The sequence below is a fragment of the Actinacidiphila guanduensis genome (assembly GCF_900103985.1).
GTDB classification, from domain to species: Bacteria; Actinomycetota; Actinomycetes; order Streptomycetales; family Streptomycetaceae; genus Actinacidiphila; species Actinacidiphila guanduensis.
This window is the reverse complement of sequence record NZ_FNIE01000001.1, coordinates 681361-695135: the sequence shown is the minus strand read 5'-3', so window position 1 is coordinate 695135 and position 13775 is coordinate 681361. Positions and strand designations below refer to the sequence as shown.

Below are 13775 nucleotides of genomic sequence, written 5' to 3'. Positions count from 1 at the left end.
GGCGCCGGCGGGCCCCTCTGCTGTGCTCGTGGCGGGCGGTTCCTCCCTCCGCCCGCCGCCGGGTCAGCTCAGGACGAAGTCCTGGTTGGTGCCCGGCGCGTTCTTGCACGCCCACTGGTCGAGCTGCTGCCCCGGCGTGGCGTTGTCGCCGAAGCCGTCCAGGCACAGGCCGCTGTTCTGGTTCCGGAAGGAGTAGGAGCCATCGGACTGCTGGACCGGCTGCCACAGGCCGCCCGGCGACGAGCCCGGCGCCTGCTGGATGATGTCGGGTGTGCCGGCCGCGGTCGAACCGCCGGCCACCGCCACGTCCAGGCCCGAACTGCTCACCCGGAGCTCGCCGAAGCCGCCGGAGGCGGGAAGGTACTGGATCTGCTGGTTCGCCTGGCCGTTGCAGGTCCACTGGTCGACGGCCGCACCGCCGGCCGTGCTGTTGCCGTAGACGTCCAGGCACAGGCCGTTGCTGCTCAGGGTGAAGCGGTGGTAGCCGCTCGGGACACCGCCACCGGACGAGGCGGCCGGTGTCACGTAGACGGCGAAGGCGTCGTGCGCGGCCTGGAAGGTGAGGGGTACCGTGACCGCTCCGCCGGAAGCGGACAGGTCCTGGCTGGAGACCACTTGCGGCGCGCTCAGCGGGGCCTGGTCCGGGATGCGCTCCACCGTGACGTGGACGGCGCCGTTGTTCTGCAGCCACGGCACCGACGACAGCCCGTCGAAGGTGACCGAGGCGGCGCCGGTGTATCCGTTGCTGTCACCGATGACGGCGACGGCCCGCTTGTTCGTACTGTCCCGCGCCGCGGAGATGGCCGTGCTGCCCACCTGGCCCGAGGTGGCCACCAGTGTTCCGGTCATGTCGGCGTAGGCGCGCATGGCCCACCAGTTGCCGTTCGGCTGCCACGTTCCGCCGCTCTGGGTGAGGACTCCGGTCAGGTTCGGCGTCACGCAGCAGACCCAGTTGCCGCGCATCGCGTTGGTGTATCCGGACTGGGCGAACCGTGCCAGGTACCAGGCCGTGACACCGGCGGTCTGCCGGTCGGCAGGCTGGTACTCGTTGGCCGACAGCGGCCGCGGCGAGATGCCGGCGTTGGCGAGATCGGTGCTGATCGCCTGCCCGACGGTGACCGGGTCGTCGACGTCGCCCTCGTCGTGGTTGGTGATCATGTCGGGGACGGTGCCCGCGGCCTTGACGTGGTTGAGCCAGGTGGTCCACTCGCCCGGGTTCCGCTGCGGGGTGTAGGCGAGGGAGGGGCCGACGATCTGCGCGTTCGGGGCGATCCGCCGGATCTCCTTGTACGCGGTGTCCCACATCTGGAAGTACTGGGTGCTGTTCATCCCCCGGGTCCAGAACACGGAGATGTCCGGCTCGTTGTAGATGTCGTAGGCGAAGGGCAGCCCGCTCGCCTGCAGCGCGCCCACCGTGGAGTCGATGAAGCTGATCCAGTTGGAGCAGTTGCCGTTGTCGCACGGGTACATCGTGTTGGAGGGCTGGCCGCCGTTGTTGCCGTAGATGTCGCTGACGAGCACCTGGTACTGGGCGTGGTAGGGCGGCTGGGTCAACCGCCTGGCCTGGGAGATGATCGAGTTGACGTCCGCCTTCGTGGCGGAACCGTAGGTGTAGCCGTCCTTGATCCAGCCGCCGGAGAACCACCCGCCGCCGCGGAACGCGGTGATGCCGAGCGGCTGGAGGTACTGGTCGGCGGGCTGGGTGCCGTCCTCGCTGATGCCGTAGAGGAAGCCCTCGCCGACACCGGTCGCCGTGCCCTGCGCCGACGCGAGGTGCACCGCGAGTGCCTCTCCTGACGCGGCCTCGCCTCGGGCCGGTGCCATGAGGACCACGGCGGCCGTCACCAACGAGGCAGCGGCGGCGGCAATGCGGCGGTATCTGCTTTTCCTGCTCATCCGGTCTCCTGTGGGGGGTGGGACGCTGCCGCGGCGCGGGGCGGCGGCCGAGGCGGGACGGATGAGGCCCCCGGGTGTCGCCCGCGGTGGGCTGCGTCATGGACGGAGTCGACGTACCGGTGGTGCGCAGTGCTGAGCGATCGGCTCGCCCCCACCGCGGCGCGGACCGCGCGTCTCGCGGGAGGAGAGATGAGGCATCGAACCGATTCGCAACGAGGATCGAGGAGATGTTACGGCCGGATGTCCGCACGGTCAATGGACGGGCACGCCGCAGGACGTGGCGGAACCGGGGCGGCAGCTGGCGCCGGGACTGCCCTTCCCGCAGGTTGATGGGCGCCTGCCCGCCGTCATTCGGACAAGGGGCGCGGGTGGTGGAAGCCGGTGCGGCCGCAGGTGTCCGGGTACGGTGTGGGGGAGTCCGCTGAGCGGGGTCGAGGCGTCGAATCGATTGCATCACGCGAGAGAGTCATAGGCATCCGGTGTGTGCGCGCCGGCTGTTGCGGCTGTCCACAGATGCCCGAGGGGCAGCGGCCGCAGGGTGCGGCCGCTGCCCCGGGTGACGAGGGCCCCTCCGTCATATGGGGCCCGCGTCATGTGCGGTGATCGGCGGGTGGACCGACCGAGGCCGGTCCGGTGGCTCAGCTACCCGTCACGCCCACGGAGGCGGAGGCGGTCCAGGACTGCGGCCCGCTGCGGTACGAGGCCTGCGCGGTGAAGGTGGCGGCGCCGGTACCGGTGGCCGGCGCGGTCACCTCCCACGAGACGCTCGTGCTGCGCCCTGCGCCGAGGCTCCTGTCCGGGGTGCCCAGCGGCTTGGCCGTCCAGCCGGCCGGCACCGAGAGCGAGACGGCGAGACCGGCCACGGGACGGTCGGAGAAGTCCTGGACGGTGGCGGTCACCGTGGTGGTTCCGTCGGAGGCCACGGTCGCGGGCGCCGCGGTCAGCTGGATGCCGGCCGGGGCGGGCTGGGAGTCCCCGGTGGTGCGCAGCCGCGGCTCGATGCCCGCCTGGTACATGACCTGCTGCGCGGCCAGCGGCCAGTCGTCGCCGCTGACCTTCACGTTGCCGTCCAGGACGTTGTTGTGCGGAGCGCCCGTCGCGACCTGGGTGGCGCCGCTGTTGTACCAGGTCTGCTGGAAGGTGTTGTCGCTGGTGTTGTTGGTGGAGCTGGAGTTGGTGAACGCCCACACGCCCGCGTCCTGCACGACGTTGTTGCGCAGCGTCACATAGCGCGAGCCCTCGTCGAGGTAGAGCCCGACGGTGTTGTGGTTGTCGTAGATGTAGTTGTCGGAGAGGTCGCTGCCCGGGTTCGCGGACAGGTTGTACAGGCTGCCCCCGTCGTGGAACACCTTCTTGGTGCCGTGGATGAGGTTGTAGCGGACGACGGTGTCCTTCAGTGTCGTCGGAGTCGTGTAGACGGGCTGGTAGGCGTAGAGCCCGCGGTTGGCGTAGTCCTGGCTGCCGCCGGGGTCGTTGGCGCCCCATCCCCAGCCGACGTCGATGCCGTCGTAGGCGAGGTCGGACACCTCGTTGTGCTCGATCACGGCGTGCGTGACGTACGTGGACAGGATGCCCGACATGTCCTTGTAGTCCTCGGCGACCTTCGTGACGAGGTTGTCCTTGATGGTGATGTCCTTGTTCACCATCGCGGGGTCGGACGGGTGGTGGGCGTCGGCCTTCACCCCTCCGGCCACGACTCCCGCGCCGGAGTCGTCGGTGAACGTGTTGTGGTAGACGGTGATGTCGGAGGCGCCGAGGCCGACGCCGGAGGCGTGCGCGTCGGCGTCGTTGCCGATGCCGAGGGCCACCTGGCCCAGGTGCGTGAAGGTGTCACCGGAGAAGGTGATGCCGCTGGCCGCCGAGACCTGCACGGCGGCCGGGATCTGGTTCCAGCCGCCGCGCGTCGCCTCGAACAGCGGGCAGCCGCTCTGGCAGGACGTCAGGAAGTCGGCGGGCTGGGCGTAGGCGGACGGGATGAACGTGCCGTTCTGCTGGTCGGCGTAGCCGATCGAGGTGCCCGGCTGGAGCCACGTGGAGTACGAGAAGCGGATGCCGCGGAAGGCCACGTTGCGGACCGGGTGCGCGTAAGTGCCGTTGACCTGCAGCAGGGAGGTGAGCTGCGGCAGTTCGATGTCGCTGGCGGCAGGAGTCGAGCCGTCGGGCGCCTTGTAGTAGAGCAGTCCGGCCTGCGGGTCGAGGTACCACTGGCCGGCGGACTTCAGGAACGCGTAGGAGTTCTCCAGTTGGAGGGTGCCGCCCGCGAAGGGCCGGGCGATGTCGTCGTAGCCCCAGTTGTTGTTGTTCCACGCCGGCTGCCGCATGGTGATGGTGGTGCCGCTGATGCTCTGGACCGGGGCGTACCGGTCGGTGAACGAGTTCTGGCTCTCCACCTCGATCCGGTTCTGGTCGGGCAGCGAGGCGAGGTAGTCCAGCGCGGGGTTGACGATCTCCATGCCGGAGGCGGTGACCTTGACGTCGCTGCGCGCGATGGTGACGGCGGCGCGCGGGGCGAGGGAGCCGTCCACGTACAGCTGGCGCGAGTCGCTGCCCTTCGGCACGTGGGCGACGTAGATGTTGTTGCCGGCGTCCTTCAGGCTCCACCCGGTGACCTGGCGGCCGCCGGAGACGACCGGCTGCTGACCGGGCAGGGCGCCCCAGGTGACGGTGTGCCCGTTGCGGCCGGAGTCCTCGGCGGTGAGCGTCCAGGGCTTGGAGAGGTGGTAGGTCCCGCCGGCCAGCTCGACGGACACGTCGGCCGTGCCGGACAGCGTGCGGGCGAGCTGCTGGGCCTGGGCGATCGTGGCGACCCGGTGGCCGGTCGCGTGGTGGTCGCCGCCGGTGGGATCGACGACGATCGTGGCGGTCCTGCCGCTCGCGGCCTGCGCGGGCGCCGCGGCGAGCGCGGCTCCGGCGAGGGCGGTGACGGCCACGGCTACCGCCGCGGCCGCACCTCTTGGGTAGCGGTACATTGGTGTCCTTCATCTGTGCGAACCGATGGGTGAGGGTGCCGGTGCCCGCCTGGTGCCGCGTCGGAGCTCTGCAGGAGCGAGGACGGAGGCACCCGTCGTCCGGTCGGTGCCAGGTGGGCCGGTGCTTGCGGTACTGCGGTGTACTGCGGTCTGCGTCCGGTGGACGTCGGCGCGCGGCGGGCCGCGCGCCCGGCCGTTCGGCATTCCTGCGGTTCAGCGCCCCAGCCAGCCTCCGTCGACCGGTATCAGCGCACCGTGCACGTAGTCGGAGGCGGCGGACGCCAGGAACACCGCGATGCCGCCGAAGTCGGCCGGCTCGGCCCAGCGCCCGGCCGGAATCCGGTCGAGGATGGCCGCGTACCGGTCCGGGTCGTCCCGCAGCGCCTGGGTGTTGTCCGTCGCCACGTAACCGGGCACGATCGCGTTGACGTTCACCCCGCGTCCCGCCCATTCGTTGGCCAGAGCCCGGGTGAGACCGGCGAGGCCGGACTTGGCCGCGGTGTACCCGGGGACGGTGATGCCGCCTTGGAAGCTGAGCAGCGACGCGGTGAAGACGATCTTGCCGCGGCCTCGTTCCAGCATGCCCCGGCCCACCTCGCGGCTGAGGACGAACTGGCTGCTGAGGTTGACCGACAGCACGTGGTCCCAGTCGCTGTCGGAGTGCTCGGCCGCGGGGGTGCGCGCGATGGTGCCGGCGTTGTTGACGAGGATGTCCACCGGGCGGTCCAGGGCCTGAAGCGTCGCGGCCAGGTCCATGACGGCGGCGCGGTCGGCGAAGTCGGTGCGCAGCGCCAGGCAGGTGCGGCCGGCGGCCGTGACCCGCTTCTCGACCTCGCTCCCCGAGGTCTCCAGGTTCGCGCTGACCGCGACGATGTCGGCGCCGGCGGCCGCCAGCGCCTCGGCCATGGCCAGCCCGATGCCCCGGCGGGCCCCGGTCACGACGGCGAGCTTGCCGTGCAGGTCGAACGACGGCGGGGGAGTGCTGTTCATCGGGCGTCCGCCCCTTCTTCGGCCTGGCAGTCGATGAGGACCTTCATCACCCCGGCGCCGGACTCCAGCGCCTCGAACGCCTCGGCCGCCCGGTCCAGCGGTTCGACGCGGGAGATGAGCGTGTCGACGGGGATCTCGCCGTCGGCGATCAGGCGCACGGCGGTCTCGAAGTCCGCGCGGTCGTACAGGCGCGCGCCGACAAGGGTGAGCTCGCGCCAGAAGAAGCGGTGCAGGCTGATCTCCCGGGGGGTGGGGTGGATCGCCACCTGCACCAGCCGGCCCCGGGTCGCCAGCGCCTCGACGGCCGTGTCCACCCCGGCGGCCGCCCCGGAGACCTCGAAGGCCACCGCGGCCCCGGCGTCACCCGACCACCGGGCGACGACGGCGGCCACGTCCTCGGTGGTCGGGTCCACATGGGCCAGCCCGAGCGACTCGGCGACCGACCGGCGGTAGGCGTCGGGTTCGGCCAGCAGGACGTCCGCGCCGGTGCGCCGGGCGACCACCGCGATGAGCAGGCCGATCGGGCCGCCGCCCACCACGAGCGCCTTCTCCCCGGCGCGCAGTTCCGCGCGGCGCACGTCGTGGACGGCCACCGCGGTGGGCTCGACCAGGGCCGCGTGGTCCAGAGGCAGGTCGTGGGGGAGCCGGACCAGGGTGTCGGCCGGCACGGTCCAGCCGGTCTGCAGCGATCCCGGGGCGTCCAGGCCGATGAAGACCAGGCGGTGGCAGATGTGGCTCTGGCCGGACAGGCAGGCGGGGCACTGTCCGCACCAGGCCAGGGGCATGACGGTGACCGGGTCGCCGGCCTGCCATCCGGTCACGCCGGGGCCGACCTCGCCGACGCGGCCGGACATCTCGTGCCCGATCACGGCGGGCGTGCCGACCCGCGCGTCCATGGCCCCGTGGTACACGTGCAGGTCGGTGCCGCAGATGCCGGTGTAGGCGACATCGATGCGGACCTCGCCCGCGCCGAGCGGCGGCACTTCGGCCTGTTCGACCTTCTCGACCGTCAGCGTCCTCGCGCCGGTGTAGGCGACACGTCGTGCGTTCACGTCTGCGACTCCTCGTTCAGGTGCCAGATCTCCGTCAGGTCCGACCACTGCCCACCGGCGCCCGTGTCGGGCCACGGCTCCTGGCAGGGATCGGTCAGCTGCCACCAGCGCTGCGTGTCCGCGTCCTCGCCGATCGCCGCGAGGTCGGCGGCGAAGTCGTCGCCGTGGTACTCGAAGTAGCTGAACAGCGTGTCGCCGCGCAGGAAGATCGTGTAGTTGCGGATGTGGGCGCGGTGCAGCGCCGCTTCGACCCCGGGCCAGACCTGGCGGTGCAGCGCCAGGTACTCCTCGCGCCGTTCAGGCCGCAGCCGGATGGTCTGGGCGACCCGTTTCATCCCTGCTCCTCTCGTGTGCCGGTGGCGGGTGGGCCGCTCGCGCGGTCGAGCCCGTACGTCCGGAGGGTGTTGGTGCGCAGGACCGCCTCGGCGGCCTCGTCCGCGTACCCGTCGAGGGCGGTGCGGACGAGGTCCAGCCAGGTCCCGTACTCGGTGGCCAGCGTCATCACCGGCCAGTCGCCGCCGTACAGGCACCGGTCCGGGCCGAATGCCTCCAGCGCCTCGCGCAGCAGGGCGACGAGGAGGCGCGGGTCGGTGCCCGGCGGGGTCTCGGTGGCCAGGCCGGAGAGCTTGCAGACGACGTTGCCGGCCCCTGCCAGCCGGTGCACGGCGTCCCGCCAGGCCGGGTCGGGGGCGGCCGCGGAGGGCTTGCCGAGGTGGTCCAGGACGATGACGTTCCGCGGGCAGGACTCGGCCAGTTCGGCCAGCTCCGGCAGCTGCCGGGCGCGCACGCAGGCGTCGAAGGGCAGGCCGGCGTCCGCCAGCGCGGCCATGCCCGCACGGAAGTCCGCGCCCGAGGTGAAGCCGTCCGGCTCGTCCTGGATGTTGCGCCGCACGCCGACCACGAAGGGATCCTCGGCGTAGGCGCGGATGAGGGGTTCGGCCCGGGCCCGGTCCTCCAGCGGGGCGTGCGCCACGGCGCCGAGGAGCCACGGCCGGGTCAGGGCTGCCCGGCGCACCCAGGCCACCTCGTCGGCCGCCTGGTGGTCGGCCCGTCCCGCCTCGACGAAGACCGCGCCCACCGGCTCGGGGACGGCGTGGGCGAAGTCGTCGGGCGTGAAGGCCCGGTGGATCGCGGGCGCTTCGGCCAGCCACGGGTAGCTCAGCCGGCCCGGGTCCCAGAAGTGCACATGGGAGTCCACGGGTGCCCGGTCCTCAAGGGCCGCACCGCCCGCCGCGGTTGCCGCGCTCATGGCCGCACCCGCGCTTCCCGGCCCAGTGAGCGTTCGTCGAGCCGGCCCTCGGTGCCGGCCCCGCCCGGCGCATCGTGCCTCATGAGGCCACCGGCGGCTGCGGGTCGAAGGGCGTGCGGTAGGACGGCGCGGCGGTGCGCAGGTCCAGCCGCAGCGTCAGCCGCACCGTGCTGGAGCGCGGCAGGTCCACCTGGAACCAGGGCCCGCCGACCTCGCGCTCCGCGGAGGTGACGGTGGGCGCGCGGTGCCCGTAGTCGTACAGGTCGCCGATCCAGCCCGGGTCCTCGCACACGGTGTGCGTCACCGAGCGGACGGTGTGCTCGGCGAAGGCCCCCGCCTGCACGATGACCGAACGCGCCTGCTCCGGGTCGAGGTTGACCAGCTCCACCACCGTGGCCTGCGGGTCGATGCTGGAGACCAGCGCCGAGACCGACGCGGGCAGGCCGGGGCGGCGGGCCTCGGCGTCGTAGTAGCGCACACGGGCCTGCTGCAGGCCGCCGTTGTAGACCACCTGCGGTCCACCCCAGGTGAGCTGGACCAGGGCCTCGGTCACCACCGGGTTCGACTGCTGCCACAGGTGGATGTCGGCCTCCGGCACGTCCCAGTCGCGGTAGCGCTCCATGCGGGCCAGGCGGTGGCGCACCTGCGCCTGGGCGGCCGCGAGGATCTTCTCCGGGTAGTCCGGGTCGTCGCCGGCGAGGTAGGCGAGCCACGGCTCCTCGTGGCCGGCCTCCTCCTTGCTGCGGAAGGACCGCACGGTGCGCCAGTCGTAGCCGCTGCCCGCCCGCAGCCGCTCGATGCGCTCGCGGTCCTCGGCGGAGGAGGTGTGGTGGTAGAGCGCCGTCGGCACGGCCATCAGCATCGGGTTGTAGTCGAACCAGCCCCGGTCGGCGAAGCGGAAGGGCACGTGCAGGGTGGGGGTGCGCACGTCCTCGGCGAGCTGCACGGTCCACTTCGACTGCAGGCTGGAGTCGGCGTCCGTGAAGGCCATGACCTTGCCCTGGTCGATGACCTGGTCCAGGGCGGGCCGCACCATGTCGAGGTAGGAGTCGTCGCCGGTCACCAGGGCGCCGGCCAGGGCCCCGACGATCGCGGCGTGCCCGACGCTGTACCAGCCGTGCGGCCAGGACCACCCGTAGTGCCCGCCGTACCAGCGGCCGTCGAGCAGCCCGCCGACCCTGCCGTCCGGGGCGACGTTGTCGGGGATGACCCCGCCGTTGGCCGCGGCGCGCTCGCGCCAGGCGCCGACGTACTGCTCGATCCAGCCCTTGTAGCGGGTGTCGCCGGTGAGCAGGAACGCGTTGAGCGCGAGACCGGACGCGGCGAGGTTGACCGCCGTGTCGCCCACCCCCATACGGGCGGCCATCTCGGTGCTCAGCCGCGGATCCTGGTCCCTGGGCGGCTCAGCGGCCCCGGCCGGCAGCATCCAGTCCAGCGGGAAGCCGTACATCTCGGCTTCCTTGACCAGCCACGGGTAGGAGGCGCCGTCGAACAGGCCCGTGCGGTCGGGGTCGCTGCCGTTGTGCGGGCGGCGGATGATGCGGTGCTCGGGGTCGTAGTTGCCGAACCGGGGCTCGACGTACAGGTCGGCGAAGCGCCGGGCCCGCTCGGTCCAGCGCTCGGGGGCCGCCATGCACAGGAAGTAGAACAGCAGCAGGCTCTCGCCCTGGTGGAACCAGTCGTAGCCGCGCTCGTACTCGTCCTTGAGCATGCCCAGCTCGGTGAGCTGCCTGGTGACGCCCTCCCAGTGGCGCTCCGACTCCGCGAGCAGGTCGTCGGCTCCCCCCAGCAGGTAGAGCTGCGGCCAGTTGAAGAAGACCTCGTAGAAGTCGTCCACGCCGTCGCGGGAGGTGAGTTCGCCGCTGTAGTTCAGCCGTCCGTCCGGGCCGGTGAACTCCTTGGCGAACGTCCGCCACGCCCGATCGAGAAGGTCGAACAGCTGGCGCTGCGCCGTCGCCCAGCCCGGCGGTTCGAGCAGCGGTACCGAAGCCTTGATAACGGGATACATCCGGGATCTCCAATTCGGGCAGGGCGGACCCGCACGCCGGCGGGATTGGGCGGCGTGCGGCGCGGTCCTGCGGGGGCCTGAGGCCGAGTTCAGTCCTTGGTCGCGCCGGCGAGCATTCCGGCGACCAGGAAGCGTTGGGAGAAGAGGAAGACGATGAGCACCGGGGTGATCGCCAGAAGGGTGGCGAGCGCCAGTTCGGGACGGTGCACGGCCAGGCCGCTGACCGTCGGGTTGAACTGGGGTACGTCGTCCAGCAGGGTGCCGAGGCCGACCTGCACCGGGAACTGGTTGCTCTGCGGGAGCATCACGTAGGGCAGGTAGTAGTTCGTCCAGTTGGCCACGAAGCTGAAGAAGCCGACCAGTGCGACGATGGGCGCCGCCAGGGGCAGGGCCACCCGGCGGAACACCCCGAACTCCGAGCAGCCGTCCAGCCGTGCCGCGTCGAGGAGTTCCCGGGGCAGGGCGGTGCTGAAGTAGATGTAGGTCAGGTACACGCCGAACGGGTAGAACGCGTACGGCAGGATGATCGACCACATCGAGCCGATCAGATGGACGGCGTTGACCTCCAGGAACAGCGGCACCACCAGCGTGGCGTTCGGCATCAGCATCACGACCAGGGTGGCCACCAGCAGGGCGCGCCGGCCGGCGAACTCGGTCATCGCCAGCGCGTACCCGGCCGGGACGGCCACGCACAGCGTGATCACCAGGGCGAGGAAGGAGTACACGGCCGAGTTGCGCAGCCAGGTGAAGATGACATCGCCCTGGAAGCCGGTCAGCGAATCCCAGTTGGCCCTCAGCGCGTGGAACGAGCCGAAGGACAGCGGGTTGTTGTGCACCAGCTGGTCGTCGGTCTTGGTGGCGGCCAGCACCAGCCAGAGCACCGGGAGCACGAAGAAGACCAGGAAGAGCAGCAGCACCAGCAGCGGCAGCGGGTTGAGGCGGGTCCGCTTCGACGCCCTGCCCGGGCGTGACCGCAGGCGCGGTGCCCGCGATCCCGTCGTGGTGAGCCCGGCGGGCGCCGGGCCGCGGGTGTCAGTCTGCATCGAAGAACCCCGATCTGGCGACGAAGATCCCCGCGACGACCAGGCCCACCACCAGCAGTTCGACCGAGATGGCCGCCGCCGTGTTCACGTTGTTGTTCTCGAAGGCGAAGTCGTAGGAGAGCTGGTTGAGCGAGTAGTCCCGGCCCGCGACTCCGGTACTGGCCTGGGAGAGCAGCTGCGGTTCGACGAACAGCTGCGTGCCTCCGGCGAAGGCGAGGATCACCATGTAGACGATCCACTTGCGCAGCAGCGGGATCTGGATGCTGCGGGCGGTCTGCCAGGCACCCGCGCCGTCGATGCGGGCCGCCTCCAGGATGTCCGGCGAGATGTTGTTCAGCGCGCCGTACATCACGACGATCCAGCCGCCCGCCCCCGTCCAGAAGGCGATGAGGGTGAACAGGATCGGCAGGTGTCCCGGGGCGATGACCTCACCGAAGGTGTCGTAGCCGAAGGCGCGCAGCAGGAAGCCGACCGGGCTGACCGTCGGGTCGAGCAGGAACAGCCAGACCATGACGCTCGCCGCGCCGGCCAGGGCCCCCGGGATGTAGTAGAGGAAGCGCAGCGCCTTGCTGACCCCTTGCGCGGCCATCCGGTGCAGCAGCAGCGAGAGCCCGACGACCAGCACCACCAGGCTGATCAGCCAGAAGACCAGGTACAGGCCGACGTGCTCCAGCGCGGGGGTGAACCGGAAGTCGTCGGCGGCCGAAGTGAAGTTGGACAGGCCGGCGAAGTGCGCCCCGGCGTCGGTGAAGGCGAACTTCAGCGCGTACACCGTCGGGACGACACCGAAGGCGACGAGGAGGACGCAGTAGGCGGCGACGAAGCCGTGGCCGGCCCGGACGGGCCGCCACGCCTTGCGAGCGATCGGCGGTCGGGCCCGTCCCGTCCTGGTGGACGACGCGCTCACTGGCTCACCGTGTAGCCGTCGGCGCGGGCGTAGTTGACGATCGCCTTCTGCCAGGCGGGCAGCAGCGAGACGATCGACTTGCCGGCGGTCTGCCCCGGAGTGACGGTGGCGGCCCAGATGGCCTCCTGGCTGAACTGCCCGTAGCCCCAGCCGGGCCACACCTGGTCGGCCGCCTTCTGCAGCGGGGCGGTGATGTCGTTGGCGTAGTAGCCGGACGCGGCCTGGTTGGCGAGCCATGCCTTGGCCGCGGGGGCGTAGGCGGGGTAGCCGGGGGCGATCTTGCCCTGGTAGTCGTTCGACGTGGTCACCCACGTCAGGAACTTGGTGGCGGCCTTGAGGTTCGTGCTGTGCGCCGACAGCAGCCAGGTGCCGCCGCCGACGTCGCCCGTCGCGGGGCTGGAGTCGCCCGCCCACTGCGGCGTCGGCGCCACCGCGATCTGGTGCGCGGGGGTCTTGAACGTGCTCTGGAAGAGGGAGCCGCCGTACCAGGACGGGCCGGGCATCATCAGCAGCTTGCCCGCGGCGTTCTTGTCGAAGTCGGAGCTGAAGACGCTGCTGGTGGACAGGGTCTTGTTCGCCACGAGGGTGTCCAGCAGCGACGCCATCCGCTTGCAGTTGGCATCCGTGGCCTTCACCGTCACGGCCTTGGGGCCGGTGACGTTGTTGGCGCCGCACTTGCCCGGCCACATGTAGATCTCGGGGGTGAAGGGGTCACCCGCCGAGCCCACCAGGTATCCGGGGTGCTCGGTGGCGACCTTCTTGCCCAGCGCCTCGTACTGCTCCCACGTGGTGGGGACGGTGTAGTGCCACTTCTTCATCAGCGCGGTGTTGTACCAGAGCACGGTCTGGGCCAGGTCGTTGCGCAGGCAGTAGACGGTGCCGTCGACGGTGCAGGGGTCGTTGGCGCCCTTCGCCCATCCGGCCAGGGTCGAGGACGGTATGAGGCCCTTGTTGAGCGGCGCGGTGAAGCCCGCCTGCACCGCCCAGGACGTCTCGTTGTTCTGCGAGCTGAAGACGACGTCCGGCCATCCCTTGCGGGTGCGGTTGAACAGGCTGACCTTGGTGCGCAGGTAGTTGGAGCCGTTCGCGTCCCCGTCGTAGGTGACGATGTCCATCTTCACCGACGGGTTCTCCTTCTGGTACAGCTTGGCGGCTGCAAGCCGTGAGGAGTCCACCCAGACGGTGAGCTTCCCGCCGGTCTGCTTCACCGGGCTGAAGCCCTGGCTGCCCCCGCCGGTGGACGTGCCGCCGCCGCAGGCGGCGAGCGTCGCCAGCAGGAGGGCGGAGCCGGCGGCAAGGAAGCCGGCCCGTCTGCGGCCCCGTCCCTGTACCTTCGCGCGGAGAGCGCGGACCTTCGCTGTCATGAACGACCTCACTACGGTGTGATGTCCGCCCGCGCGGCGGACGGCGGGTGTGTGCTCCGGCTGCGGCCGGCCGTGCGGCGGGAAACGTCAGGCCGTATGCAGGACCTGGCGCTCCACGGGGCACGTGCGGCGTCTTGGTCACACATAAGACGCGGACACCAGGGGCGGCGTCAACGGATGAGCACGCCTATTTTCAAGATCTTTTAACGTCAGCGACTCATTCGCGCCCGATATGCGGCTTCTGAACCGATAGTGAGGCGCGGTCACGAAAAATAGGTACGACTCATTCTGGTGCGC

The 13775-nt window shown here is 71.0% G+C and carries 10 protein-coding genes; all 10 read right to left on the bottom strand.

All coding sequences use genetic code 11. From position 1 onward, the window contains the following. Positions 1-63: 63 nt before the first annotated feature. The gene (locus BLR33_RS02935; protein ID WP_093782607.1) at positions 64-1896 is read right to left on the bottom strand and encodes an RICIN domain-containing protein; all 1833 of its coding nucleotides are present in this window, start codon (positions 1894-1896) and stop codon (positions 64-66) included. 638 nt (positions 1897-2534) lie between these two features. Next, a complete protein-coding gene (locus tag BLR33_RS02930; protein ID WP_093782606.1) occupies positions 2535-4865 on the bottom strand; it encodes an NEW3 domain-containing protein in 2331 nt (776 codons plus the stop codon). Between the two features lie 213 nt (positions 4866-5078). Next, positions 5079-5855: an SDR family oxidoreductase gene (locus BLR33_RS02925; protein WP_093782605.1), complete on the bottom strand. Its 777-nt coding sequence runs from the start codon at positions 5853-5855 to the stop codon at positions 5079-5081. Further along, positions 5852-6907 carry a zinc-dependent alcohol dehydrogenase gene (locus tag BLR33_RS02920; protein ID WP_176930094.1) on the bottom strand — a complete coding sequence of 352 codons (1056 nt, stop codon included), beginning with the start codon at positions 6905-6907 and terminating at the stop codon, positions 5852-5854. The genes BLR33_RS02925 and BLR33_RS02920 overlap by 4 nt, the downstream gene beginning before the upstream one ends. Continuing rightward, positions 6904-7242: an L-rhamnose mutarotase gene (locus tag BLR33_RS02915; protein WP_093782604.1), complete on the bottom strand. Its 339-nt coding sequence runs from the start codon at positions 7240-7242 to the stop codon at positions 6904-6906. Before BLR33_RS02915 ends, BLR33_RS02920 begins: the two co-directional genes overlap by 4 nt. Next, complete coding sequence (locus BLR33_RS02910; RefSeq protein ID WP_093782603.1) at positions 7239-8156, bottom strand: amidohydrolase family protein; 918 nt, start codon at positions 8154-8156, stop codon at positions 7239-7241. Before BLR33_RS02910 ends, BLR33_RS02915 begins: the two co-directional genes overlap by 4 nt. Positions 8157-8235: 79 nt before the next feature. Further along, positions 8236-10164, bottom strand: coding sequence for a hypothetical protein (locus BLR33_RS02905; protein WP_093782602.1), 1929 nt, complete (start codon positions 10162-10164; stop codon positions 8236-8238). An 89-nt stretch (positions 10165-10253) separates the two neighbouring features. Then, positions 10254-11207: a carbohydrate ABC transporter permease gene (locus tag BLR33_RS02900; RefSeq protein ID WP_218136594.1), complete on the bottom strand. Its 954-nt coding sequence runs from the start codon at positions 11205-11207 to the stop codon at positions 10254-10256. Beyond that, on the bottom strand, positions 11197-12114 hold the full coding sequence (locus BLR33_RS02895; protein WP_407639623.1) for a carbohydrate ABC transporter permease: 918 nt from the start codon (positions 12112-12114) through the stop codon (positions 11197-11199). Before BLR33_RS02895 ends, BLR33_RS02900 begins: the two co-directional genes overlap by 11 nt. Further along, on the bottom strand, positions 12111-13478 hold the full coding sequence (locus BLR33_RS35820) for an ABC transporter substrate-binding protein (RefSeq protein ID WP_093782600.1): 1368 nt from the start codon (positions 13476-13478) through the stop codon (positions 12111-12113). Before BLR33_RS35820 ends, BLR33_RS02895 begins: the two co-directional genes overlap by 4 nt. Positions 13479-13775 lie beyond the last annotated feature (297 nt).

Coding starts and splice junctions, on each gene's coding strand:
- BLR33_RS02905 (WP_093782602.1), bottom strand. CDS start 10,164: ATGTATCCCGTTATCAAGGCTTCGGTACCGCTGCTCGAACCGCCGGGC.
- BLR33_RS02925 (WP_093782605.1), bottom strand. CDS start 5,855: ATGAACAGCACTCCCCCGCCGTCGTTCGACCTGCACGGCAAGCTCGCC.
- BLR33_RS35820 (WP_093782600.1), bottom strand. CDS start 13,478: ATGACAGCGAAGGTCCGCGCTCTCCGCGCGAAGGTACAGGGACGGGGC.
- BLR33_RS02930 (WP_093782606.1), bottom strand. CDS start 4,865: ATGTACCGCTACCCAAGAGGTGCGGCCGCGGCGGTAGCCGTGGCCGTC.
- BLR33_RS02915 (WP_093782604.1), bottom strand. CDS start 7,242: ATGAAACGGGTCGCCCAGACCATCCGGCTGCGGCCTGAACGGCGCGAG.
- BLR33_RS02910 (WP_093782603.1), bottom strand. CDS start 8,156: ATGAGCGCGGCAACCGCGGCGGGCGGTGCGGCCCTTGAGGACCGGGCA.
- BLR33_RS02935 (WP_093782607.1), bottom strand. CDS start 1,896: ATGAGCAGGAAAAGCAGATACCGCCGCATTGCCGCCGCCGCTGCCTCG.
- BLR33_RS02900 (WP_218136594.1), bottom strand. CDS start 11,207: ATGCAGACTGACACCCGCGGCCCGGCGCCCGCCGGGCTCACCACGACG.